This window comes from Corallococcus sicarius (assembly GCF_003611735.1).
Lineage (GTDB): Bacteria > Myxococcota > Myxococcia > Myxococcales > Myxococcaceae > Corallococcus > Corallococcus sicarius.
Genome location: NZ_RAWG01000002.1, coordinates 54,019 through 77,929, shown reverse-complemented (window position 1 = coordinate 77,929; position 23,911 = coordinate 54,019). Strand labels below are relative to the sequence as shown.

At 70.5% G+C, this 23,911-nt stretch carries 22 protein-coding genes; 14 read left to right on the top strand and 8 right to left on the bottom strand.

What is annotated here, in order from left to right; all coding sequences use genetic code 11:
* Positions 1-41 precede the first annotated feature (41 nt).
* Together D7X12_RS00640 and D7X12_RS00635 are read right to left on the bottom strand one after the other, a co-directional pair.
* Positions 42-1,595, bottom strand: a complete 1,554-nt coding sequence (locus D7X12_RS00640) for a 4-alpha-glucanotransferase (protein WP_120623315.1) — start codon at positions 1,593-1,595, stop codon at positions 42-44.
* 261 nt (positions 1,596-1,856) lie between these two features.
* Positions 1,857-2,486, bottom strand: a complete 630-nt coding sequence (locus D7X12_RS00635) for a hypothetical protein (RefSeq protein WP_120623314.1) — start codon at positions 2,484-2,486, stop codon at positions 1,857-1,859.
* A gap of 86 nt (positions 2,487-2,572) precedes the next feature.
* Here D7X12_RS00635 and D7X12_RS00630 point away from each other — a divergent pair, with 86 nt between their 5' ends.
* The 6 genes from D7X12_RS00630 to D7X12_RS43630 all read left to right on the top strand — a co-directional run bounded on the left by D7X12_RS00630 (position 2,573) and on the right by D7X12_RS43630 (position 8,358).
* Positions 2,573-3,157 (top strand): DNA-3-methyladenine glycosylase, encoded by a 585-nt coding sequence (locus tag D7X12_RS00630; protein ID WP_120623313.1) that lies wholly within the window; start codon positions 2,573-2,575, stop codon positions 3,155-3,157.
* A gap of 35 nt (positions 3,158-3,192) precedes the next feature.
* A complete protein-coding gene (locus D7X12_RS00625; protein ID WP_120623312.1) occupies positions 3,193-3,822 on the top strand; it encodes an RNA polymerase sigma factor in 630 nt (209 codons plus the stop codon).
* A 65-nt stretch (positions 3,823-3,887) separates the two neighbouring features.
* Positions 3,888-4,127: an anti-sigma factor family protein gene (locus D7X12_RS00620; protein ID WP_120613781.1), complete on the top strand. Its 240-nt coding sequence runs from the start codon at positions 3,888-3,890 to the stop codon at positions 4,125-4,127.
* Positions 4,124-5,188 carry a radical SAM protein gene (locus D7X12_RS00615; protein WP_120623311.1) on the top strand — a complete coding sequence of 355 codons (1,065 nt, stop codon included), beginning with the start codon at positions 4,124-4,126 and terminating at the stop codon, positions 5,186-5,188. The genes D7X12_RS00620 and D7X12_RS00615 overlap by 4 nt, the downstream gene beginning before the upstream one ends.
* Positions 5,189-5,305: 117 nt before the next feature.
* A complete protein-coding gene (locus D7X12_RS00610) occupies positions 5,306-5,932 on the top strand; it encodes a DedA family protein (protein WP_120623310.1) in 627 nt (208 codons plus the stop codon).
* Positions 5,933-6,024: 92 nt separating this feature from the next.
* On the top strand, positions 6,025-8,358 hold the full coding sequence (locus tag D7X12_RS43630; protein WP_208718745.1) for a hypothetical protein: 2,334 nt from the start codon (positions 6,025-6,027) through the stop codon (positions 8,356-8,358).
* Between the two features lie 9 nt (positions 8,359-8,367).
* On the opposite strand, the gene D7X12_RS00600 is transcribed toward D7X12_RS43630, so the two are convergent.
* The gene (locus D7X12_RS00600; protein WP_120623309.1) at positions 8,368-11,517 is read right to left on the bottom strand and encodes an ABC transporter substrate-binding protein; all 3,150 of its coding nucleotides are present in this window, start codon (positions 11,515-11,517) and stop codon (positions 8,368-8,370) included.
* 65 nt (positions 11,518-11,582) lie between these two features.
* Here D7X12_RS00600 and D7X12_RS00595 point away from each other — a divergent pair, with 65 nt between their 5' ends.
* Complete coding sequence (locus D7X12_RS00595; protein ID WP_120623308.1) at positions 11,583-12,659, top strand: lasso peptide biosynthesis protein; 1,077 nt, start codon at positions 11,583-11,585, stop codon at positions 12,657-12,659.
* Here the strand turns inward: D7X12_RS00595 and D7X12_RS00590 are convergent.
* Positions 12,643-13,668, bottom strand: coding sequence for an arginine N-succinyltransferase (locus D7X12_RS00590; protein WP_120623334.1), 1,026 nt, complete (start codon positions 13,666-13,668; stop codon positions 12,643-12,645). The genes D7X12_RS00595 and D7X12_RS00590 overlap by 17 nt on opposite strands.
* 345 nt (positions 13,669-14,013) lie before the next feature.
* On the opposite strand from D7X12_RS00590, the gene D7X12_RS00585 reads away from it, so the two are divergent.
* The 3 genes from D7X12_RS00585 (at position 14,014) to D7X12_RS00575 (ending at position 16,864) form a co-directional block, all read left to right on the top strand.
* A complete protein-coding gene (locus D7X12_RS00585; RefSeq protein WP_439329337.1) occupies positions 14,014-15,042 on the top strand; it encodes a polysaccharide lyase family 20 protein in 1,029 nt (342 codons plus the stop codon).
* Between the two features lie 95 nt (positions 15,043-15,137).
* Positions 15,138-15,950, top strand: coding sequence for a hypothetical protein (locus D7X12_RS00580; protein WP_120623306.1), 813 nt, complete (start codon positions 15,138-15,140; stop codon positions 15,948-15,950).
* Entirely contained in the window at positions 15,947-16,864 is a 918-nt protein-coding gene (locus tag D7X12_RS00575) for a type VI immunity family protein (RefSeq protein WP_244224265.1), read from the top strand. The genes D7X12_RS00580 and D7X12_RS00575 overlap by 4 nt, the downstream gene beginning before the upstream one ends.
* A 3-nt stretch (positions 16,865-16,867) precedes the next feature.
* On the opposite strand, the gene D7X12_RS00570 is transcribed toward D7X12_RS00575, so the two are convergent.
* The gene (locus D7X12_RS00570) at positions 16,868-17,926 is read right to left on the bottom strand and encodes an alkene reductase (RefSeq protein WP_120623304.1); all 1,059 of its coding nucleotides are present in this window, start codon (positions 17,924-17,926) and stop codon (positions 16,868-16,870) included.
* Between the two features lie 88 nt (positions 17,927-18,014).
* Here D7X12_RS00570 and D7X12_RS00565 point away from each other — a divergent pair, with 88 nt between their 5' ends.
* From D7X12_RS00565 to D7X12_RS00555, 3 genes are all read left to right on the top strand, one after another.
* Positions 18,015-18,947 (top strand): LysR family transcriptional regulator, encoded by a 933-nt coding sequence (locus tag D7X12_RS00565; protein ID WP_120623303.1) that lies wholly within the window; start codon positions 18,015-18,017, stop codon positions 18,945-18,947.
* Between the two features lie 44 nt (positions 18,948-18,991).
* Positions 18,992-19,330 carry a hypothetical protein gene (locus D7X12_RS00560; RefSeq protein ID WP_120623302.1) on the top strand — a complete coding sequence of 113 codons (339 nt, stop codon included), beginning with the start codon at positions 18,992-18,994 and terminating at the stop codon, positions 19,328-19,330.
* An 81-nt stretch (positions 19,331-19,411) separates the two neighbouring features.
* Positions 19,412-19,657, top strand: coding sequence for a hypothetical protein (locus tag D7X12_RS00555; protein ID WP_120623301.1), 246 nt, complete (start codon positions 19,412-19,414; stop codon positions 19,655-19,657).
* 42 nt (positions 19,658-19,699) lie between these two features.
* Here the strand turns inward: D7X12_RS00555 and D7X12_RS00550 are convergent, their stop codons facing one another.
* The 3 genes from D7X12_RS00550 to aceB all read right to left on the bottom strand — a co-directional run bounded on the left by D7X12_RS00550 (position 19,700) and on the right by aceB (position 23,281).
* Positions 19,700-20,089: a hypothetical protein gene (locus D7X12_RS00550; protein ID WP_120623300.1), complete on the bottom strand. Its 390-nt coding sequence runs from the start codon at positions 20,087-20,089 to the stop codon at positions 19,700-19,702.
* A 205-nt stretch (positions 20,090-20,294) separates the two neighbouring features.
* On the bottom strand, positions 20,295-21,581 hold the full coding sequence (gene aceA / locus D7X12_RS00545; RefSeq protein ID WP_120623299.1) for an isocitrate lyase: 1,287 nt from the start codon (positions 21,579-21,581) through the stop codon (positions 20,295-20,297).
* Positions 21,582-21,649: 68 nt separating this feature from the next.
* Positions 21,650-23,281 (bottom strand): malate synthase A, encoded by a 1,632-nt coding sequence (gene aceB / locus D7X12_RS00540; RefSeq protein WP_120623298.1) that lies wholly within the window; start codon positions 23,279-23,281, stop codon positions 21,650-21,652.
* A 270-nt stretch (positions 23,282-23,551) separates the two neighbouring features.
* On the opposite strand from aceB, the gene D7X12_RS00535 reads away from it, so the two are divergent.
* The gene (locus D7X12_RS00535; RefSeq protein ID WP_120623297.1) at positions 23,552-23,911 is read left to right on the top strand and encodes a PspC domain-containing protein; all 360 of its coding nucleotides are present in this window, start codon (positions 23,552-23,554) and stop codon (positions 23,909-23,911) included.

Sequence of the window (23,911 nt, the reverse complement as noted above, 5' to 3'; positions counted from 1 at the left end):
AGCGGCTGGAGCTCCAGCGGCTCCGGGCAGCGGCCTTCAGCTCAGCGGCGCGCGGACGCGGTGAGCCACGCCACGCGCTCCGCGGCGTCCTTCGTCTGGGGCTCCGTCATCAGCGCGTCCGTGTTCTGGGCGATGCGGTAGGCCCAGTTGGCGTCGCCCATGGTGCCCGGCAGGTTGATGCGGTCGCGGGTGCCCAGCACGTCCTGCCACGGCAGCACGCACACGTCCGAGCCCGCGTTGAGCGTGGCGGCCAGCGTGGCGCGGTGGATCTCCGGGGTGAACTCGCGCGTCACCGCCACGCCCTGGAACTCCGGCCACACGCGGGCGGCGTTCTGGCGCTCGTCCTCGCGCGCCTGCTCCCACCACTCCGCCTGGGGCTCCGTGTCGTGGGTGCCCGTGGTGACCAGCGACACGGCGGGGAAGCCGTGCGGGTCGCGGTAGGTGTTGTCGTCGCGCTCCCAGCGCAGCACGCGGTAGCCGGGCAGCTTCAGCTCCGCGAGGATCTGGCGCACGAAGGGCGGGATGACGCCCAGGTCCTCCGCGACGATGCCCGCGCCCTCCGACAGGAGGCGGAAGTGCTTCTCACCCTGGCGGCGCCACGTGGCCTCGTCCGGCGGGACGAAGTAGCCGGTGGGGTTCTTGTCGTCGCGGATCCACTGGCGGAAGTAGCCCACCGCGTGGTCCACCCGGCGCAGGTCGTAGTAGCTGGCCGCCTTGGCCGCGCGCTTCTTCAGCCACGCGTAGTCGTCCTTCTCCATCGCCGCGAAGTCGAAGTAGGGCAGGCCCCAGTCCTGGCCCGTGGCGGAGAAGTCGTCCGGCGGCACGCCCAGGCGCGCGTCTCGGCGCAGGATGTCCGGGTGGGCCCAGCAGTCGGAGCTGTCCTGCCCGATGATGAAGGGCTCGTCGCCGCACAGCAGCACGTCCTTCGCCTTCGCCTGCGCTCGCACCTGGTTCCACTGCACCTCGGCCAGCCACTGGAGCCACGCGTGGTAGCGCACGCGGCGCTCCACCTCGGGCGTCTGCGCGGCCTTGAGCGCCTCCGGCTTGCGCGTGCTCAGGCCTTCGGGCCACAGCCACCAGGGGCGGCGGTCCTCCCGCTCGCTCAGGGTGGTGAAGAGGGCGTAGCTCTCCAGCCATTCACCTTGCGCCTCGCGCCACTTCTGGAACTCCTGGGCGCGCTTCGTGCGCGGGGTCCACTCGTGCTTCTCGAAGTGGTCGAAGGCGCGCGCGAACGCGGCGTCCTTCAGCGGGAACACCAGGTCGTATCTCACGCGCGGCGCGGCGCGGGCCTCGCCCAGCTTCTGGCGCTGACCTTCGTCGAGCGCGGCCTCGCCGCCGGTGGCCTGGAACTCCGGCACCTGGTTCAGGTCGATGAAGAGCGGGTTCAGACCGAACGCGGAGCGCGTGGCGTAGGGGCTGGGGTCGCCCGGCGCGGTGGGCAGCAGGGGCAGTAGCATCAGCAGCCGCTGGCGCGCGGCCTTCATCCAACCGAAGAGGCCTTCCATCGCGCCGAAGTCGCCAATGCCGAAGTCCGTCTTGGAGCGCAGGGAGAAGAGGGGCAGCAGGAGACCGGAGAGCCGGCCGGGAGTGGACATGCGGCGCAATCTGCCCCAGCCCGGAGCCGGTGTGAACTGCTGTCGCAGGGAGTGACGCGAGCGCCTGCCTGCCGGGCGCGGAGACCCTCCAATATTGGACCTGGGGACATGGGAAGCGCTCACCGGTTGACGAACGACCCCGGGAGGCAGGAATGACCGCACCCGGGGCCTGAGCGCCCGTGGGCCCACCCTGCGTGCCAGGGACGGGTGGAGCCGTCCCACGGGTGTTCGTGGATGGACGTTCGGCGGGGCGTGACGTCGTCAGCGGGAGAGGTCGAAATGGAGGTCGACCTCGGCGGCGTCCCCAGGGCAGTTGCCGCCCGTCTCGCCGTTGACCGTCAGCGCCAGATGTCCCTTGAGCTTGTTCTTGGAGTTCTCCTTCAGCACGAACTGGCCGGAAACCTGCTGGGTCGCCATCTTCCGCGGGAGGTCCTCCGGCTCGAGATCCGCCGAACAGTTCGTCCGCACCCAGGCCTCCTTCAGCCCCGGCGAATGGCCAGGGCCGGCTTCGAAGTCGACGTTGTTGTTGATGTCGCCCCTGGCCCCCAGCGGTGGCACCTGGACCGTGCCGTCGATGGAGAAGGTCGCGGGCCCGTTGCCCCGGTCGAAGGACTCGAAGTCCACGTTGACGCAGAGGCCCGTCACGCCCACCCACGGCTCATCGACATGCGTGTCCGCATTGCAGATGGTGAAGACCGGGAAGAAGTCGAAGTCAGGGTGCGTGTCCGCATTGGACCGGAACATGGCGTAGTGAAAGACGTTGGCGTCCTTCCAGGTCTCGCCGTACCGCACCCGCATGCTGCCGACGACGGCGGGCTCATCTCCGCACCCGAGCCCCGGGGCGGCGAGCAACAGCATCAGGGCGAGCGGGACGTGGCGGGTGTGGTGCATGTGCCCCTCTGCCATCATCCCCCGACCCAGGGCAAGCTCCCCCAAGCGCTGGTCGACCGGGCCCGGTTCAGCCACGCTCCCGCCCCATGAGTCCGCTCCCCCTGGCCTTCTACGCCCGCCCCGCGCTGGAGGTGGCGCGCGACCTGCTGGGCACGCTGCTGGTGGTGGAGGGCGTGAACGGTCGGCGCGTGGGCCGCATCGTGGAGGTGGAGGCCTACCTGGGCGAGCAGGACCTGGCGAGCCACTCGTCCAAGGGGCTCACCGCGCGCACGGAGGTGATGTTCGGACCGGCCGGGCGCGCGTACGTCTACCTCATCTACGGCATGCACCATTGCTTCAACGTGGTGACGGACGCCGAAGGGGTGGGGGCCGCGGTGCTGGTGCGCGCGCTGGAGCCGGTGGAGGGGCTGTCCCCGGGCGAGCGCACGGACGGGCCGGGCCGGCTGTGCCGGGTGCTGGGGCTGAACCTGAATCACAACCGGCAGCGGCTGGACTCAGATGGGTTGCACCTGTTGTCCGGGGCGCCGGTGCCGGAGGCGCTTGTGGAGCGGGGGCCACGAATTGGCGTGGAGTACGCGGGGGCGTGGGCCGCTGAACCCTTCAGGTTGTGGGTCCGGGGCAGTGGACACGTCAGCCGCTTCGTCTCCCGGCGGCCTCGCCGTCGGCCTTGACGCGGAACGTTCCGGCTGGTTGGGTGGAAGGCGTCATGTCCCAAGAGGCTTCCCAGGAAGAAGACCGGCAGGAAGAAGACCGGCTCCTGCTGGGGCGGGCCCAGGAAGGGGACGTGTCCGCGTTCGAGGCCCTGGTGGGGTTGCACCAGGACCGGGTGTACGGACTGGCGCTGCGGATGACGCGCTCGGAAGCGGACGCGGCCGAAATCACCCAGGACACCTTCCTGTCCGCCTACCAGCACCTCAAGGACTTCCGGGGCGAGGCGGCCTTCGGCTCCTGGGTGCACCGCATCGCGGCGAACCACGCGCTCATGCGCCTGCGGCACCGGCGGGTGGCCCAGGCGGCGGAGGCGGAGCTCCAGGCCCCTGAGTTCACCGAGCGGGGCACCCTGGCGGACTACCCCGTCACGGACTGGAGCCGGGACGCGGAGGAGAAGGCGTTGGACGCGGAGCTGGGGCAGGCCATCCAGCAGGCGGCCGACCGGCTGCCCGAAGGCTACCGGGAGGTCTTCCTCTTGAAAGACGTGGACGGGCTCAGCTACGAACAGATCGCAGAAGTGACGGGGGATTCCATCCCCGCCATCAAGAGCCGCCTGCATCGGGCGCGGCTCGCGCTGCGAGAAGCCATCGACCTGTTCTACAACCGGGACAATCGCGGGGCGTGAAACCCCCAGGGCGCCTCGGCATCTTCGAACAGTAGCGAGGGGAGCCGCAGCCAGCCGAGGTTCGGATGTATACGTGCAAAGATTCCATCAACCTCCTGCTGGAATTCCTCGAGGGTGAGATGCCTGCTGACGAGGCACGTCATCTCCAGGAGCACCTGTCGGGCTGCAAGCCCTGCGAGGAGTTCATGAGCACCTATCGGGCCACCCCCGGGCTGTGCAAGCGCGCCATGGCGCGGCAGATGCCCAAGGAGGTCTCGGCGAAGCTGACCGAGTTCCTCCGCTCGAAGATCAAGTCCTGCTCGTGAACCTGAAATCCCTTTCGCTGCCGGAGCTGGAAGCGGCGCTCGCGCCGGCGCAACCCTCTCCTGTCGCGGTGCGCAAGGTGTTCGCGGGCGTCTTCGCCCACGCCCGTCCCACCGTGGAAGCTGTCGCGCAGGCGCCCCAGGTGCCGCGCCGGGTGGGCGACCTGCTCCGGGCCCAGGCCCAGATGCCGTCCCTGACGGTGGTGGAGCGGCGGCAGGCTGAAGACGGCTTCGTGAAGTACCTCTTCGAGTCCCCGCTGGGCGGCCGCATCGAAGCGGTGCGCATCCCCATCTTCGAAGAGAAGTACGTCGTCTGCGTGTCCAGCCAGGTGGGCTGTGCGCTGGCGTGCGACTTCTGCATGACGGGAAAGCTGGGCTTCCAGCGCAACCTCCAGACCTGGGAGATTCTGGACCAGGTGATGCAGGTGCGGGCGGAGGCGGACCGCCGGGTGGGCGGCGTGGTCTTCATGGGGATGGGCGAGCCGCTGCTCAACTACAAGGAGACGCTGCGCGCGGCGCAGATCCTCTCGCACCCGGCGGGCTTCTCCATCTCCGGCACGGCCATCACCTTCTCCACGGCGGGGCACGTGCCGGCCATCCGGCGCTACACGCGCGAGGGGCATCCGTTCCGGCTGGCGTTCTCCGTGACGAGCGCCATCCCGGAGAAGCGCGCGAAGGTGCTCCCCATCGAGAAGACGCACCCGTTGCCGGAGCTCATCGAGGCCATCCGCGAGTACAGCGAGGTCCGGCGCGAGCGGGCGATGATCGCCTACGTGGCCATCCAGGGCTTCAACCTGGGGCGCGAGGACGCGGAGGCGCTGAAGGTCGCGTTCGAGGGCATCCCCATCAAGGTGGACCTCATCGACGTGACGGACCCGACGGGCAAGTACCTGCCGCCCACGGCGGAGGAGTTGAGCGCGTTTCGCGACCACCTCCAGATTCTGAAGGCGCCCATCGCGCGGCGCTATTCGGGCGGCAAGGAGATTGGCGCCGCGTGCGGCACGCTGGCGGCCAGCCAGTACGGCGGCACGGTGCTGCCGTCGCCCGGGCCAGCGGCCCGGTAGTTCCGCTTCAGGCCCGGCGTGTTCACCGCCGCGTGCGGGGTGGGCCTCCAGGGTTTCCCCGGGCGGGGATGCGACTTAAGTCTCGCGCGGAGTCCTCCAGGCAAGGGTGTCCCGCGGATGGTGTTCATCGAGCACGTCGACAAGCTGATTGGAGCGCTGGGGCCGTTCGGGTTCCTGGTGCTCGGCGTGGCGGCGCTGCTGGAGTACGTGGTGCCGCCGTTTCCCGGGGACACGGTGGTGTTGATGGGCGGCATCTATGCCGTGCGGGGGGAGAAGCCCTGGTGGCTGGTGCTGGGCGTGGTGACGGTGGGCAGCGTGCTGGGCGCGGCCATCAACTACGCGGTGGGCCGGTGGCTGGCGCGGCGCTTCGAGGCGAACCCGGGGCGCTCGTTCTTCGGGCTCACGCACGCGAAGCTGGAGGCGGTGCAGGCGCGGATGCGGCGCGCGGGGCCGTGGCTGCTGTTGGTGAACCGGTTCCTGCCCGGCATCCGGGGCGTCATCTTCATCGCGGCGGGGGCGGCGCACGTGCCCCGCGTCAACGCGCTGGCGCTGGGGGCGGTGTCCGCGCTGGCGCACAGCGGGCTGGTGCTGGGGCTGGGCATGGCGGTGGGCGGCAACCTGGAGCGGCTGACGCTGCTGGTGTCGCGCTACCAGTACGGGGTCATCGGGTTGCTGGTGGTGGCGGCGCTGGGGCTGGGCGTGCGGGCGCTGACGCGCCGGCGTGAGTCCCCAGTAGGGCCATAGAGCCGTAGCGGTCCCTGGGGAAGTGTAAGGGGTCGGCCGGGTGGGGCGCGGCGCACGTTGCGCGGGCCCGGGGGGCGCGGTTGAGTCGGGGGATGCTCCGTGCGCGTACTCCCTGGTGGCTCCTGGTGCTGCTCGTCTTCAGTGGGTGCCAGTGTGGCGACCCCAACGTGGGCAACGCGACCGCCAGCTTCCGGCCGCAGGAGACGGTGGTGGAGTTCGGCCGGGTGCTGGAGGGCACCCAGGTGCGCCGCTCGCTGACGCTGGTGGCCACGGGCCGCGCGGGCGTCCAGGTGGAGGCGGTGACGCAGAGCCCCTTCTTCGTGGTGGTGTCGCAGATCGTGGTTCCGGGCAGCGGCACGGGCACGGTGGACATCCTGTTCAGCGCGGGCAACGAGCCGGTGACGGGCGAGCTGGTGCTCACCGCGGGCCGCACCACCGCCACCGTGAAGCTCACCGGCGTGGGCGTGCGCCCCCTGGCGTGCGTGCCGCAAGGCGAGTGCCGCGAGTCGCGCTTCGACCTGGAGTCGGGCCAGTGCATCGAGTCGCCACAGGGTGACGGCGCCGCGTGCATCCCGAGCAGCCGGTGTCAGCAGGACGGCCGCTGCCAGGCGGGCGCCTGCGTGGGGCAGCCGCGCACGTGCGATGACGACAACCCGTGCACGGTGGACAGCTGCTCACCGACGCAGGGCTGCGTGAAGGCGGACGTCGTGTGCCCCGAGTCGCGCGACCCGTGCAAGGTGGGCGTGTGCGACCGCAACGAGGGGTGCAAGGTGGTGGACGCGGCCAACTTCACCTCGTGCGGCGCGGTGGACTGCAAGGAGGCGAAGGTCTGCCTCAGCGGCACGTGCCGGACGGTGACACCGCCGGAAGGCTTCGTCTGCGCACCCGCGACGCCGTGCCAGGGCGAGGGCACGTGCAGCGCGGGGGAGTGCATGCGGCCGGACGCGGGTGACCTGGTGCCCCTCTTCAGGGCGGAGCTGGGAGGCGAGCCCGTGGCGGAGGAGGTGGGGCCGGTGGTGCTGGCGGACGACGGCACGGTCTACGCGTCGGTGTGCGGAGGGGATGCGGGCTGCCGGCTCGCCGCGTACACGGAGAGCGGGCTGCTGCGCTACGAGTCGCCCTACGAGGACGGGGGCGTGCGGACGCTGCTCACGGCTTCGGATGCGGGGGTGGTGGTGCTCGCGCCGGAGGCCCTGGAGGCGTACGCGCCCCGAGGCACGGGCGAGCTGCGGTGGCGCACGTCGCTGGCGCTCGGTGATGCGACGGTGGATGGGGGGATTACGGAGGGCGTGCCCGGTACGGGAGTAGGGCGCGTGGCGCTGACGACAGAAGGGGACGTGCTCACGCACGTCACGTGGTGGAGCGAAGCGGATCCGGACGCGGGCACGGCGAGGCAGCCCCTGCGCTCCAGGCTCGTGTTGCTGAGCGCGGACGAGGGGGCGCTGCTGGCTGTGAGCGCGGAGGAGGACGGTGGCGGTGTGGCGAGGCTCGCGGTGGACGACGCACGCGGCGCGTACCTCTACACGCCGTGGGATGGACGGCTGGCCTTCACGTCCTGGACGGCAGCGCCTGCCGACGCTGGAACAGCGATGCAGCGCGATGCGCTCACGGCGCGCTTCGGCGTCGCGATGGAGCGCGTGGGCACGACTCCGGATGTTGGGCGCGTCTCGCGCTCTGGCTACGAGATGGAGGGCAATGCGTTCACCTCGCACTCCGGCTTCGCATCCGGACCCGCGTTCGGTCCCACCGCGCTCGCGGATGGTGGTGTCGCCTCGCTGGTCCTCGAACCGCTCGGGGCTGCTGTGCCGGGAGGCGCGCCGTCACTGGCGCTCGCTTCGGGGCGGTTGCTCGCGGGCGCACGGGCCTTCGTGGACACGGATGGGGGCGTACCCGTTGCGCTGGACTGGGATGGCGGCGCGCGCACCCTGTCGCCCCTCGCCGAGCCCGTGCTGGTGACACCGGGCGGCTCCGTCGGTCACGCCTTCGCGCTCGTGTGCGACCGCACGGACGGCACCGCTTGTCCCGTCGAAGAGCTGCGCACCGTGCTCCGCTCGTTCAGCTCCGACGACGGCCACGTCCTCTACGAAGTGGACGTGCTGCCGTCGCCCACGCTGCCCGGCACCTTCCACGACGCCGCGCTGCTGGAGCGGGGCGCCGTGGGCGTGCTGGCCGACGCGCAGCTTCCCAACGGTGACCGGCAGGCCTGGCTGGAGTGGTTCATCTCCGGCCAGAAGGTCGGCATGTGCTCGCTGGAGGGCAGCGTCCAGGTCGCGGGCGCGGTGTTCTCCGGCGAGGTGATGCACGTCGTGCTGCGCCGCAACGGGGTGTGGCTCCTGGAGTCCTACGCCGTGGGCCAGACCGTGGAGGGCCGGGGCTGGCCCCAGCGCCACGCCAGTCCGTCGGGCGCGCGCCGGACGGTGCGGTAGCGGCGGCTTTCAGCCGCTCGCGGACGGATCCACCCAGAGGTCCTCGAAGCGCACCTGGGGCGGCGTCTGGTGCAGCCGCAGGTTCTGCACCGCCGCCACCGCCGCCGCGTGCGTGCGGTCGTGGTACAGCGGGATGAGCGGGCAGTCCTCGCGCGCCAGCATCTCCGCGCGCCGGTACAGCTGCGAGCGCAGCTCCGGATCAATGGACACGCGCGCCTCGGCGGTGAGCCGGTCCAGCTCCGGGTTGCGGTAGCCCAGCGGGTACACCGTCTGCGCGTTGGAGTTGAGCAGGAAGTGCAGGAACACGTCCGGATCCGGGAAGTCCGCCAGCCACTGCGTGCGGAACGCTGGAATCTTCCCCTCGCGCAGCCGCGGCAGGTACTCCTCCGCCGTCATCTGCACGTGCCGCAGCTCCAGCAACCCCGCCTGGATCAACGGCCGGAAGAGCACCGCGTCCTCGGCGGACGTGTCGCGGCCCACCGAGTGGTGCAGCGTGAGCTGCAACCGACGCACGCCCGCCTCGCGCAGCAGGCGCTCCGCCAGGGCGAGGTCCGTCGCGGGAAGCGGGCCCAGCTCCGCCGCGCCGTCCAGCAGCTCCGGCGGCGTGAAGGTGCGCGCCACCCGGGCGCCTGGATGGAACTGCTTCACCATGCCGGTGATGTCCATGCCCGCGCGCAGGGCCCGGCGCACGCGCACGTCGTTGTACGGCGCCTCGTTCAGGTTGAGGCCCACGAAGGCCGTGGAGGGCGTGGTGCTGGCCACCAGCTGGTGCACCTCCAGGCCCTTGGCCTCCGTCTGCACGGTGGGCAGGAAGGACACCAGGTCCAGCTGTCCGTCCAACAGCCGGCGCACCGCCTGGTCGCGCGACTCCAGCAGGTGGAACTCCAGCCGGTCCAGGAGCGGAATCCCGCCGCGCCAGTAGGCCGGGTTGCGCTCCATCACCACGCGGTCCGGCTCCAGCCCGACAAGGCGGAAGGGGCCCGTGCCCACCAGCTTCCCCGCGCCGTCCACCTTCGCCACCGCGGTGGCCGTGAGCGCCATCAGCTGGAGGAAGAACGCCTTGGGCTCGCGCAGGCGGATCTCCAGCGTGCTCTCGTCCAGCACCTCGATGCCCGTCACCTCGCGCGCGAGGCCGCTGGAGTACTCGGGCGCGCCCTCCACGTCCTCCAGCAGGCTGCGGTCCGGCGAGCGCACCGCGGGGTCCATCAACCGCTCCAGGTGGTGCTTCACGTCCACGGCGGTGAGCATCGTGCCGTCGTGGAAGGTGACGCCCCGGCGCAGGTAGAAGCGGTAGCGGCGCGCGGACGGATCCGCGTCCCAGCGCTCGGCCATGTCGGGCACCAGCACGCCGTCCTCCAGCCGCACGAGGCCGGAGAAGATGCAGGCGGACAGCTCCGCCAGCTGGTTCTCCACGCTGAACAGCGGATCCACCGCCTGCCGGTTGCGCAGCGACGCCGCCTGGTGGAGCCCCACGCGCAGCGCGCCGCCCGGCCGGGCCTGCGGCAACTGGAAGCGGAACACCTCCGCCTCCAGGCTCGCCGTCTCGTGGCTGAGCTGATCCACCGTGCGGTCCAACCCGTCGCCAATGCGGATGACCCGGCGCGCGTCCTCGCGCACCTGCGCCACCTCCTCGCGGATGGACGCGTCGCCCCGGGTGAGCACCAGGTGGGCCTGCCGCAGCTCTTCCAGCGCGGCGCTCAGGCGCATCACGGCCTCGGACAGGTCGCGGCCGGTGCGCGCCTGGGCCTCCGCCTTCTGCGCGGCGCCCTGACCCACGCGCCCCATCTCCTGCATCTGGCGCACGAGGTCGCGAGCGTTGGCGGACTGTTCGATGGCCATGCGCGTGATGTCTTCCACGCGGCGGGCCACGCGCTGGCTCGCCTCCACCACGGTGGCGCCCTGCGCCTCCAGCCGCTGCGTCTCCGCGACGGTGGCCTCCACGGCGGCGAAGGTGCGCTGGGTGATGGTGCGGATCTCCCCCAGGGCCTCGGCGGCGCGGTCGCCCAGGGCCACGCCCGCGGTGGCCTGCTCGCGGCCCTCCTGCACCAGCGCCACGGCGGTCTCCACCGCGTCGCGGATGCCCGTCACCATGGTGCCAATCTCGCGCGTGGAGCGCGTGGTGCGCTCGGCGAGGCTGCGGATTTCGTTGGCCACCACGCCGAAGGGGCGGCCGTGCTCACCCGCCTGCGCGGCGATGATGGCGGCGTTGAGGGCCAGGAGGTTTGTCTGGTCGGCGATCTCCTGGATGACGTCCACGATGCGGCCAATCTCCATCGACCGCGTGCCGAGCATCTCCATCAGCTCGGCCGCCTTGCGCACCGTCTCCTCCACCCGGTACATGCCCTGCACGCTGTCGCCCACCAGCGCCTCACCGCGCTGGGCGGTGGCCGTCACCGCGAGCGCCATGCTGTTGGTGTCCGTGGCGCGGCGGCGCACGGCGTCGATGCCGCCCTCCACCAGCGCGACGAAGTCCGTCGCCTCGCTGGCGAAGTGACCCAGCTCGTCACCCGACGTGGCGATCTGTCCCAGCCGCTCCGTCATCGCCTGGATGAGGCCGCTGGTGCGCTGGCTGAAGTCGTTGACGGTGGTGAGGCCGTCCACCACCTGGTGCAGCCGCTCCGTCATCTCCAGGAGCGCGCCCGTCGTCTCGTGCGCGAAGGTCTCGATGTGCTGCACGCGCTTGACGGCCGTCTGGAGGCTGGTGCCGTTGCCCGCGACGGCGCTGAGCGTGCGCTCCACCGCGCCGCCCTGCCGGCGCGCGGCCTCCAGCAGCACGCGGGCCTGGTCACTCACGCCGTTGCCGGTGCGGTGCAGGTTGCTCGTCACGCGCTGCACCTGGGACATGGCGCGGCGCAGGGAGAGCACCAGCCGGCGCAGGTCCTCCTGCCCCTCGAAGCCCTGGTGGATGGGCGTGGTGAGGTCGCCCTCGGCCAGCCGGGCCATCAGGTCGCGGCGCTCGCGCCTTCGCATCGCGGCCCAGCGGAACCACGACAGGTAGCTGCCCGTCAGCCACAGCAGGGGCATGCCGAGCAGCAGCACCGCCCACCCGGCCGCGTCGTCGGGCGCACCCGTCACCCACCGCAGCAGCAGGCCCAGGATGAGTGCGGAGACCAGCGCCGCCGCCAACCCGAACGAGAACAGATACCGTTTGGCGCCCATGGACGGCAGGCACGCTATCCCGCCTTCTCGCGCCGGTCCTCAATTCGACGCATGCTGGGACGTCCATGAAGGCCCTGTTTGCCCTCGCACTGCTGGCGCTCCCGGTAAACCCCGTGAGCACGGGCTCCACGGCGGGGACGGCTGCCCGCTTCGTCTTCGCGTGGCGGGGCGTGCCGGTGGGGACGGTCACCCTGGCGCTGGACCTGGACGCGGGGCGCTTCACGTACACCAGCCGGCACCTCCATGTGCGCGAAGGTCGGGCCGGGGAGCGCGTGCGCGAGGTGACGCTGCGGGTCGACGGCGCGGGGCGCGTGGAGGGCCGCGAAGCGGTGCCGCAGGCGCTGTGGCTGTGGCGGGGCCCGCCGCCCGAAGGCTGCGTGAAGGGCCGCGAGGAGCTGTCCGGTGAGGAGGGCCCCCACTGCGTCACGGCCCGGAGCCCCGCGAGCGCCGACGGCACGATGCTGGGCGCCCGCTTCCACGCGACCTACGACGGCCAGGGAAGGCTCCAGGCGCTGGAGGTGGGCGAGTCCCGCTTCACGGCGGCGGCACCGGGAACCAGGCTGCGCGCGCCGCCGGAGCTCTTCGCGGACGGCGTGCCCGTGGAGGGCGGCACCGAAGGGGCGCTGAGGCTCGTGCCGGGCGGGCAGTCACGGCCGGCGCCGGTCCCACAGCCCGGCGAGGTCGGGGCGTTCCCCCCCGTTCCGTCCCGGCTGCCGGGCATGACGGAGTGGACGCCGCGCGCGGCCCGGGCGCTGTCCGAGTCGGTGCACCAGGCCTTCCCGGACAAGGGCCCCACGGCCGCGGACTGGCGGGCGGGAGGGGAGGGCGAGGCCGGCGGGTGTCTGGCCCACGCGCTGCGCTTCGCGTCCCGGGCCCGCTCCCAGGGCCAGCGGGTGGGGCTGGTGCACGGCCTGCTCGTGGTGGACGGCGGCCCTGCCCGGCCGCACGCCTGGGTGCGGGTGGCGCTGCGCGGGGGCGGGACGCTGGACCTGGATCCGACCTCGTTGGATGCAGTGCGCCCGGACACGCACCTGCCGCTGGCGCTGGTCCCCCCGGACGGTCCCGGCCTGGAGGCCGGGGAGCGCTGGCTGTCACTGCTGCGCGGGGAGTGGCGGGTGGTGCGCGCTACTCGAAGGGAATGATGGACAGCTTCGCGCCGGCCTTCACTTCCAATATCTCCTTGGCGCGGGCCGGCAGGTAGATGACCTGGTTGTCCAGCCGGGCCTGGCAGCGCACGGAGCGGAAGCGGTTGCGGCCGGACTCGCGCTCGACGGCGACGAGCACGTCATCTCCCTGCAGCTCGAAGTCCTCGTCCGACAGCTTCACCGTGCGGTAGCGGCGCACCAGGGAGATGTCCGCCGTGTCCGCCTCGAAGTGGGGGCCGCCGTCGAACGGGTCGATGCGCTCCACGTACCGGAAGCCCACCCGCTCCAGCATCCGCTGCACGCCGCGCGTGGCCGGGCCCACCTCCCCCAGCACCTTCTGCACGCGGTCCGGGAACAGCGACGCGTAGATGTCCGAGGAGGGGAACAGCTCCTTGATGAACTCCTTGTTCTGGCGGCTCAGCCGGTCGGCCTCCAGGTAGGTCAGGCCGGTGAACTTCTTCCCGCACGCCTCCCACAGGAGGCTGCGCCCGTCCGGGAGCAGCGGCGGCAGGAGCTCCGCCAGCACGCGCGGCCGGAACAGGCGGCGGTGCATGGAGATGAAGAGGAAGCGCACGAAGGACAGCTGCTTGCCGGGCTTGTCCGGCGTCGCCCGGTAGGGCGGGTCCACCACGAGCCCCCCAATCTCCGTGGGGCCCTCGTAGTTGTACGCGATGGACAGCACCTTGTGCCGCAGGTGCCGCTCCAGCGAGGCCGAGTAGTGCTCCCGCTCGCTCACCTCGTAGTAGATGTGCGGCGCCTCGTACGTGCCGTGCTGGGCGATGATCATCGACGTGCCGATGATGAGGCTGTTGCGCACGTCCTCCAGCACGAAGAGGTACTCGCGCTCGAACGGGTCCTTCACCTTGCCGGCGAAGCTCTTCACCGACTTGTCGATGATGGCCTCGAGCGTCTCCTCGTTGTTCGGCAGGTTGACCGTGTTCAGCACCGCGGCAAGACGCTTCAGGCCGGGCAAATCGGTTTTCTGGACGTCTCGCAGCACGAGCATGGGGCACGCGGAGGGCGCCCTGGAAAGGGAGCGCCGGAAGGGCCCGCGACCATACACCACGCCCCCGGGCCGTCAGCCTCCTGCATGCTCCCTTGTCAATGACGCGTTGCGTTCAGGACACCGCTCTCTCCCCCGCTCGGTGGGTACGGGCGAGCGACGCCCGACGTGAAACATGTATTGAACAGGCCGGGGCTCGGCTGCCCGCATGCCCTGTTGTCAGGCATGTTGGAATGAACTTGAGAGGGAATGAAGTGGGGGAATGACTTGAGGTACTGTCTGTAGAAGCTTTGCCGTCAAAGCTTCGCAGCTCCCCCCCCCCCAGGCCCCCTACTCAAGGATTCATCATTGAAAGCACTGAGCCTCTGGCTTGCGATGTGTTTGCTCCCGAGCCTCGCCGCGGCGGAAATCGTCTGGCGGGGTGACTTTGAAACGGGAGACCGCTCGCAATTCAGCACGACCCAGATGGTGAGTTCGGACCGGCTCCAGCTCGTGACGAGCCCGGTGGCAGAAGGCAAGTACGCGCTGAAGGCCACGGTGAAGCAGGGCGATGATCCCATCAACTCCAGCGGCAACCGCAACGAGCTCGTCTATCTGAGCCGCGAGAAGGTGGGTTCGGAGTACTGGTACCGCTGGAAGGTGATGTTCCCGAACGACTTCCCCAGCGTGGACGCGTGGCAGCTCTTCACGCAGTGGCACCACGACGGGTGCTGCGGGTCGCCTCCGGTGGAGTTCTTCGTCAAGGGCGAGGTCATCCGCATGACGGTGAACGACAGCGGCACGGTGTGGAGCACGCCGCTGAAGCGCGGCGTGTGGCACGAGTTCATCTTCCACGTGAAGTGGTCGCCGGACCCGGCGGTGGGCTTCGTGGAGCTGTGGCACAACGGCAAGCAGGCGCTGGCCAAGAAGAAGGCCATGACGATGTACGCCGGCCAGAGCAGCTACCTGAAGATGGGCCTGTACCGGGACGACTCCATCAAGCCGGTGGGCGTCGTCTACCACGACGGGTTCATCCAGGCGACGAGCCGCGAGGACGTGTTCCCGCCGGTGGTGCAGCCTGATCCGGACCCGGCGCCGGTGGACGCGGGCACTCCGGTGGATCCGGTGCCGGTGGTGGACGCGGGCACCCCGGTGGACCCGGTGCCGGTGGTGGATGCGGGCAGCCCCGTGGACCCGGAGCCGTTGGACCCGGGCAGCCCGGTGGACCCGGACCCGACGCAGGGCGGGACGAAGCCGGACTCCGCGGTGAAGCCGTTGCCGCTGGACGAGGGCGACGAGCGCTACCAGGGTGGGTGCTCGGCGAGCGGTGGTTCGCTGGCGGCGTTCTCGCTGCTGGGGCTGATGGGGCTGATGCTGTCGCGTCGCCGCCGGAGCTGAGATGTGGAAGGGCCCTCCTGCTCCGGCATGCCGGGGCGGGAGGTGTTTTACGGGGCGGGTTGTAGGGGTCAGCGCTTCCATGCGAGGAGGCGCGGGTGAGAACTCCTCCTCGACCGTGGTGGTTGCTTCCCCTGTGTGGCCTCCTGCTGAGCGCGTGCGCGGGTCCGCGAGGCAGTGCGCCCCAGCACTATGGGCAGACGGTGGACTCGGCGACGAACGCCTGTCTGCGCAACCCGGCGTGCGCGACGCAGGTGGGCGAGGACGCGGTCCTGCCCTGGCTGACCAGGGCGGCCGCGCGGGCGGGCCAGGCCGCCGCGATGCTGCGCGTGTGGGAAGCCGCGGAGGTGGCCCACGTGGAGCGGGTGCTGGTGGAGTGCGCGAAGCAGGCGAACTCCGACGTGAACGACCGGCTCCTGGGCCCGGGACGGCGGACCAGCCGTGAGCTGTGCGAGGAGAAGGTGCTGGACGCGAAGGGGCGCGAGGTGACGCGGGCGATGCAGTTGGGAGAGGCGAAGCACGCGGCGGCGCTGGAGTGCGTGCAGCGGGTGCTGGGGGCCACGGACGCGGGGCGGTTCAGCGTGGAGCCGCGCTACTTGAAGGACGCGACGACGGGGCGGACACGGTGGCTGGACCCGGAGGAGGTGGCCCAGTGGCTGCGGGACGGGCAGTTCTACCTGCTGACAGCGAGCATCGTCCCGGACGTGGTGCTGCATGCGCTCGGGAACCCGCTCAAGGTCCAGCGGGTCTACGACTTCAAGTTCCCGTGCCCGGTGTCCAACCCGCCAAGCTGGGACAGCTATGCTCCCGGACATCCCTTCTCCGACAAGAGCCAGGAAGAGGTCTACCAACTGCTCCTGGACACGAACCGGGCTCCCCAACTGGTATCTCCCAACCTTGGAGTCCAATGATGACCCCGCGAGTGCCCGAGGTTCGTGAAACCATCGATATCGAGGGCGAGTCGGTGGTCCTCCTGCGAGAGGGCGTGAGCATTGCCTTCTACATCCGGGCTCCTCACGAAGAGATTGCTCCTGCCTTGTGGCGTGCCCTGGAGCGCTACCGTCAAGCCATCCAACCGAGACAGCTGGGTTGGTACGTGAATTACTCGGGAGACTGGCAGCCGCTGGATGCGGAGGGCGAAGCGTTTCTTCGCACCCGCTTGTTGGGTTCCTCTGCCTTCTTGGAGGTGAGGGCGCGGCCCGACTCCGTCACGGGAATCGCTTTCCACTATCGCGGGCAGGGCAGTGCGCTCCTTGATTTCCGCAAGGACTTTCCCCACACCATCTGCGCCGTGGAGTTCTGGTTGCCCATCGAGTGCCTGAAGGACCCGGGCGCGGAATGGATCCGCGCTCTGGCACTCGATCTGGGACGCGAGCTGCCCTGGTCGTCAGGTCATGCCGGACTGTCGCTCGAAGTCGGCGCCTGGATTCAATCCCTCACTCCGCTCCTGCGAGAGAAGACCCTGCGTCACCCGGGTTTCGACCTGCCGCGAATGAAGAAGCTGGCCCTGTACCTGGGCTCACAGGTGCGGCCCCCTGCGTGGCTCACCTTCCTGGGCCCGCCCGTGTTGGCGGAGCTGGGCGGCGCGGAAGGACTGCGCTCCCGGCTGACGTCACCGACGACGACGGTCCAGGCGCTCTCCGAGGACCGCGTGGTGGTGTCCCTGGGGCCCGTGCCTGAAGCCGGCGACCTGGAAGCCGGCGACACGCTGCCGCACTACCGCGAGCTGGCCCGCGTGCTGGAGCCCTGGCTCTACGCGCACCCCTACGACTGGGGCGGCTTCTCGAAGGAGGAAGTCCGCCGCTGGGAGCGCCGCTTCCTCTGACGCTCACCCCGCCAGCGCGGGGTAGTCCACGTAGCCCTCGGGCCCGGGCGTGTAGAACTTGTCCTGGGCTGCCACCGCGAGGGCCGCGTCGCGCTGCATGCGCTGCACGAGGTCCGGATTGGCGATGTAGGGCCGGCCGAAGGAGATGAGGTCGGCCTGCCCTGCCTCCAGCGCGGCCTGGGCGCGGGTGCGGTCAAAACCCCCGTTCAACATGAGCGGCCCCTCGAAGTTCGCGCGCACGGCCTGCAGCGTCGCCGCGAAGCCTGCGTGCGGATTGGCGACCACGTGCACGTACAGGAGCCCTCGCAACCCCCGCGCGAGCGTCGCGTACTGCGCCTGGACCTCGTCGTGCGCCGGCAGGTCGTTGAACGTGTTGTGCGGCGACAGCCGGATGCCCAGGCGCTCCGGGCCAATGGCGTCGGCCGTCGCCTTCACGACCTCCAGGACGAAGCGGGCGCGCTTCTCCACGCTGCCGCCGTATCCATCCGTGCGCCGGTTGGCGTGCGGGTGCAGGAACTGCTCGAGCAGGTAGCCGTTGGCCCCGTGCAGCTCCACGCCGTCGAAGCCCGCCGCGATGGCGTTGCGCGAGGCGCGCACGAACTCCTCGCGGGCCTCGTCGATGTCCGCCGCGCTCATCTCCTCGGGCGCGGACATCGGCTGCATGCCCCCCTGGTCGGTCCACATCTGGCTGTTCGCGGCCACCGCGCTCGGCCCCACCACGCGGCCCCCGGCGGGCAGGTTGTTCACGTGCGCGATGCGGCCCACGTGCATGAGCTGGGCGACGATGCGCCCCCCCGCGGCGTGGACGCTGTCGGTGATGGAGCGCCAGGCCTGGGTCTGCTCGTCGGAGAAGAGGCCGGGGATGCGCGCGTAGCCGAGCCCGTTCGCGGACGGCGCGATGCCCTCGGTGACGATGAGGCCCGCCGAGGCCCGCTGCGTGTAGTACGCGCGCATCAAGTCGTTGGGCACGCCGCCCAGCGCCCGGCTTCGCGTCATCGGCGCCATGACGACGCGGTTGGGGAGGGCGAGCTTGCCCAGACGATAGGAAGAGAAGAGGTCCATCGACGTGCTCCTGGAGCAGGGGAGGCACCAATCTCCGCCCTTCCCAGGCCTTGGACAATGGGGCTTCCAGCGGACATCCTGTCCGTCCATGCGGACAATGCCCCAGGTGGACCCCGGCGCCGTCGTCGCCTTCGTCGCGGTGGTGGAGCACTCGAGCTTCCGCGGCGCGGCGCGGGCGCTCGGCATTCCCAAGTCGACCCTCAGCCAACGCGTCGCGCTGCTGGAGGAGCACCTCGGCGCGCGGCTCCTGTCGCGCACCACGCGCTCGGTGACGCTGACCGACATCGGCGCGAGCTACCACCGCGAGGTCGCGCCCGCGATCGCCGCGCTCAACGCCGCCGAGGCGCTCGTCGGAGAACTGCAAGCGCATCCCACCGGACGCCTGCGCATGACCGCGCCCGTGGAACTGGGCCAGGCCGTGCTCGGGGACGTGCTCGCCCACTACGCCGCGCGCTTCCCCGAGGTGAAGGTGGAGGTCGACCTGACGGACCGGCAGGTGGCCCTGGTGGAGGAGGGCTATGACCTGGCGGTGCGCGTGGGGCCGCTCACCGACTCGCGGCTCGTCGCCCGCCGCCTGGGCCCGCCGCAGCACCTGCGCGTCTACGCGAGCGACGCCTACGTGCGAAGCGCCGGGGCGCCGAAGCGGCCGCGCGACCTCACCGGCCACCGCTGCCTGGTGATGACGGGCTCGCGGACGCCCACGACGTGGACCTTCCAGGCCGGGCGCAAGACGGAAGGGGTGACGCTCGAGCCGCACATGGCCGTCAACAGCTTCGAGGTGCTCTGCGAGCTCACCGTGGCCGGCGTCGGCGTCGCGAGGCTGCCGGAGATGCATGTGTTGCGCTCGGCCGCCCGGCGGGGGCTGCGCGAGCTCTTGCGTCCGTACGCAGTGACGCGTCAGGCGTTCGCCCTCTATCCGAGCGCGCGCAACGTCTCCCCCGCGATGCGCGCCATGGTGGACGTGCTCGTCGAGCGCTTCGAACTGGCGCCATGGACCTGCTGCACCGAGCGCGAGCCCTGAAGTGCGGCAGACACGGCCGGTCCGCACCGTTAGGATGGCGGACGATGGCTGAACAGACGCCGCCCTACTGGCTCCTCATCTCCGTGCTCTTCAGCTCCCAGCCCCTCACGCCCGCGCTGGCGATGACGCTGCACGAGGCCGCCTATGAGCTGTACTCGCGGGGCGAGGGCTCCCGCGAGGTCGCCGGCGATCTGCTCTCCGGCCGCGTCACCAACCTGCGCAAGGACATGTCCCTGGGCGGCATCGCCGGGCCCGCCTTCGAGGCGGAGATCGAAACCGAGCGCGGCTCCGGCACGGTGCGCTTCATGCTCACGCGCCAGGGGCTGGAGCTGATGAAGGCCCAGGCGCCCGCCGCGCCGTCCAAGCCGAAGTACCTCAACTGAGGGAGGCGGGGCTCGTCCGCCCGGCCGCTCCCGGCGCGGGACACCGTCACCACCTTGGGGATTCAAGGGAGGAGCGACGGAATGGACCCCAAGGACGAATACATGAAGCGCGGCGCCGGCATCCCGCTGGATCCCTCCAAGCAGAAGGACCCCGAGGAGGACGGCGACCGGGTGCCCGCCGAAGGGCGCGCCGAGGAGCTCAACGACGTCACCGGCCAGAACGGCGGCCAGCGCACCGACGCCGACACGCCGTGGAAGGACACGCGGAACCGGCATGACGGCATCCGCGACAAGTACAACGCCGACAGCGACAAGAAGAAGCCCTGAGCCGGCGGGGACGGGCTCCGGAGCCCCGCCAGGGTTTCGGGCCTACGTCTTCTCCATGTCCAGCTTCATCCCGCCCATGTGGAGGATGGACTGGGACAGGGTGACGGCGGAGCCGATTGCCAGCTCCTCCAGGGCGCGGGCCTCTTCGCTCTGGGGCTGGGCGGCGCCCGTCTGGGTGCCGGCCTGCTGGCCCGTGGCGCCCTGGGCCGAGGCGCCCGTATAGGTGCCCACGAAGGAGCCGTGCGGCGTGGCCCCGGCCTGCGCCAGCGCTGACGCCACCACGGAGCCGCCCGACACCTGCGGGCCTGCCTTGGGCGTCTGCGCGGACACACCCTGCATCAGCGAGCCGAAGCGGCTGGCCGACACCGACGTGGCCGTGTTCGTCGTGGCCGGCTGCACCCGAGGACCGGAGAGGGACGTGATGCGGTTCATGGCGGCTCCCGTCAAAGGCCCCGGTCGCAGTCACGCCCGGGGGCGCGCCTGTGGGGCTTCAAGTTCTCCCCATTATCGCCCGACCCCCCGGAAAGTTGCTGATTCCGGCGCCAGGAACGGCGAAGGCCGCGCAATCCCTGGGGAATGTTCCCCCAGGGACTGGCGCGGCCTCCTTCAACTCAGCGGTAGGAACCCGCGGCCCGGCCTAGAACTGGTGGGCCTCGGTGGACTCGTGCAGGGCCAGGGTGCTGGCGCTGCCGCCGGAGATGACCTCGGCGACCTGGTCGAAGTAGCCGGTGCCCACCTCGCGCTGGTGACGCGTGGCGGTGTAGCCGTCCTTCTCCGCGCCGAACTCCGCCTGCTGCATCTCGCTGTAGGCCGCCATGCCGCGGTCCTTGTACTTCCGCGCCAGCTCGTACATCGAGAAGTTCAGCGCGTGGAAGCCGGCCAGCGTGACGAACTGGAACTTGTAGCCCATGGCGCCCAGCTCGCGCTGGAACTTCGCGATGGTGGCGTCGTCCAGGTTCTTCTTCCAGTTGAAGGACGGCGAGCAGTTGTACGCGAGCATCTTGTTGGGGAACTTCTTGCGGATGCCCTCGGAGAAGGCCTTCGCCTGCGCGAGGTCCGGGGTGCTCGTCTCGCACCACACGAGGTCCGCGTAGGGCGCGTACGCGAGGCCGCGCGCGATGGCGCACTCCAGGCCGCCCTTGATGCGGTAGAAGCCCTCGCCGGTGCGGCCCGCCGCCTTGTCGATGAAGGCGTGGTCATACTCGTCCGCGTCGCTCATCAGGAGCTTGGCGCTGTCCGCGTCCGTGCGCGCGACGAGCAGCGTGGGCACGCCCATCACGTCCGCCGCCAGGCGCGCCGCCGTCAGCGTGCGCACGAAGTGGCTGGTGGGCACCAGCACCTTGCCGCCCATGTGGCCGCACTTCTTCTCGCTGGCCAGCTGGTCCTCGAAGTGCACGCCCGCGGCGCCCGCTTCAATCATGCCCTTCATCAGCTCATAGGCGTTGAGCGGACCGCCGAAGCCGGCCTCCGCGTCCGCGATGATGGGCGCGAACCAGTAGCGGTCATTGCGGCCCTCGGCGTGGTCGATCTGATCCGCGCGGCGCAGGGCGTTGTTGATCTTCTTCACCACGGTGGGGACGCTGTCCACCGGGTACAGGCTCTGGTCCGGGTACATCTGGCCCGCGGAGTTCGCGTCCGCGGCGACCTGCCAGCCGGACAGGTAGATGGCCTTGAGGCCCGCGCGCACCATCTGCACGGCCTGGTTGCCGGTGAGGGCGCCCAGCGCGTTGATGTACTCGTCCGTGTGGAGCAGCTCCCACAGGCGACGGGCCCCCATCTCCGCCAGGGTGTGGCTCACGCGGATGGAGCCGCGCAGCTTCTCCACGTCCTTCTCGGTGTAGTTGCGGGTGATGCCGTCGAAGCGCTGGGCGTGGAGCTTCGCGTGAGGGGAATCGTTGGAAGTGGTCGGCGTCGCGTCGTACATGCCAGAACTCCTCAGGGGCTGCGGTGAATGGGTCGAAAAGGGTTCAAGACTTCGGAAGAAATGGGGCTTCAGGACTTCGCGACATCCGCATCCAGGGCCTCGTAGGCCGGCAGGGTGAGGAAGTCCGCGAAGACAGGCGCGGTGGACAGCTGCTCGAAGAGGGCGCGGGACTTCTCGACGTGGGATTGGCCGTAGCGCTCGGCCACACCCTCGCGGGACAGCTGGGCCATCTCCTCCGCCAGCAGCTTGCGGAACAGCTCTACCGTCACCTTGCGGCCGTCCTCCAGCGTGGCGCCGTGGTGGATCCACTGCCACACCTGGGCGCGGGAGATTTCGGCCGTGGCCGCGTCCTCCATCAGGTTGTAGAGGGGCACGCAGCCCAGGCCGCCCAGCCACGCGGCGGTGTACTGGATGCCCACGCGCAGGTTGTGGCGCAGGCCCTCCTCCGTCCGGGTGCCGGAGGGCAGCTTGAGCAGGTCGGCCTCGGTGATGCGCACGTCCTCGCGCTTGTTGGCCACCTGGTTGGGGCCCTTCATCTGGGCGTCGAAGATCTCCTTCGCCACCGGGACGAGGCCGGGGTGCGCGACCCAGGTGCCGTCATGGCCGTTCTTCGCCTCGCGCTGCTTGTCGGCGCGCACCTTGGCCATCACCGCGTCGTTGGCGGCGGCGTCCCCCTTGATGGGGATGAAGGCGGCCATGCCCCCCATGGCGTGCGCGCCCCGGCGGTGGCACGTCTGGATGAGCAGCTGCGAGTAGGCGTTGAGGAAGCCCTTGTCCATCGTCACCTGGCCGCGGTCGGGCAGCACCACGGACGGGTCGGACTGGAGCGTCTTGATGAAGCTGAAGATGTAGTCCCAGCGGCCGCAGTTGAGGCCGGCGGAGTGCTCGCGCAGCTCGTAGAGGATTTCATCCATCTCGAACGCGGCGGGCAGCGTTTCAATGAGGACGGTGGCCTTGATGGTGCCGGGCGCGATGCCCAGCTCGCTCTGGGCCAGGTGGAACACGTCGTTCCACAGCCGGGCCTCCAGGTGGCTCTGCATCTTCGGCAGGTAGAAGTACGGGCCCGTGCCGCGCTTCAGCTGCTCCTTCGCGTTGTGGAAGAAGAACAGGCCGAAGTCGAAGAGCGACCCGGAGATGGGCTTGCCGTCGATGCGCACGTGGCGCTCCGGCAGGTGCCAGCCGCGCGGACGCACGAAGAGGACCGCGTGCTTCTCATTCAGCGCGTACTGCTTCCCGTTCTCCGCCGTGAACGCGATGCTCTTGCGCACGGCGTCGCGCAGGTTCAACTGGCCGCGCACCACGTTGTCCCAGGTGGGGCTGTTGGCGTCCTCGAAGTCCGCCATGAAGACGCTCGCGCCGGAGTTGAGCGCGTTGATGATCATCTTGCGGTCCACCGGACCGGTGATCTCCACGCGCCGGTCCTGGAGGTCCGCGGGCACCGGGGCCACCGTCCAGTCGCCCTTCCGCAGGCCCTCCGTCTCCGGCAGGAAGTGGGGGCGCTCGCCCTTGCGCCAGGCCTCCGCCACCTTCTTGCGGCGCTCCAGCAGGGCCTCGCGCCGCTCCCCGAAGGTGCGCGCCAGCTTCGCCACGAACGCCATGGCGTCCTGCGTCAGCACCGCCGCGTAATCCGGATGCCAGGCCCCCTCAACGCTCACGCCCGGACCGAACGACGGGGGGTTCTGGGAGGTGCTGGGGTCCATGGCGGCTCCTGACAAGATGCGTTGTAAATCGCTGTGACGGGCTGAAAGATGCCCCCTTCGACGGGCGAAGGGAAGTCTTGGTGAATTAGAGGCCGCTTGCCTGTAAGGATGTCAACATCGCTCTGAATAAATTTGTAAATCCGGTGACGCAGCGGGACGCAACCCCCCGGAATCCCGTGTCCTGGGGGGTGCAATCACCGGGAGCGGCCTCCGTAGGTAGGGATGGGGCCCCCGATGCGCCAAGCGGGGCCCGGACGGAGAGGTCAGCTCATGGACGTCACGACACGATGCAGGGCTTGTTCGAAGGAGCTGTCCGGGGAGCAGACGTGCTGCCCGCACTGCCGCACGCGGACCGTCCCGCTGCACCGGGGTGAGGGGCGGGCGGTGCTGGGGGTGTGCGCGGCGCTGGCCCGGGAGTTCGGCGTGGACGTCGCCCTGATGCGGGTGGCGTTCGTGGTGATGCTCTTCGCGTCGGCGGGGTCGGCCGCGGGGCTCTACCTGCTCGTCTGGGCGTTCACCCCGGCGAAGCCAGGAGGCAGGGCTCCCCTGCAGGCGCCGCTGGACTGGGTGTCCAAGGTGGGCAGCGCGCCCGTGGAGGACGACACGCCGCGCTGGGAGCGGCGCGTCTGA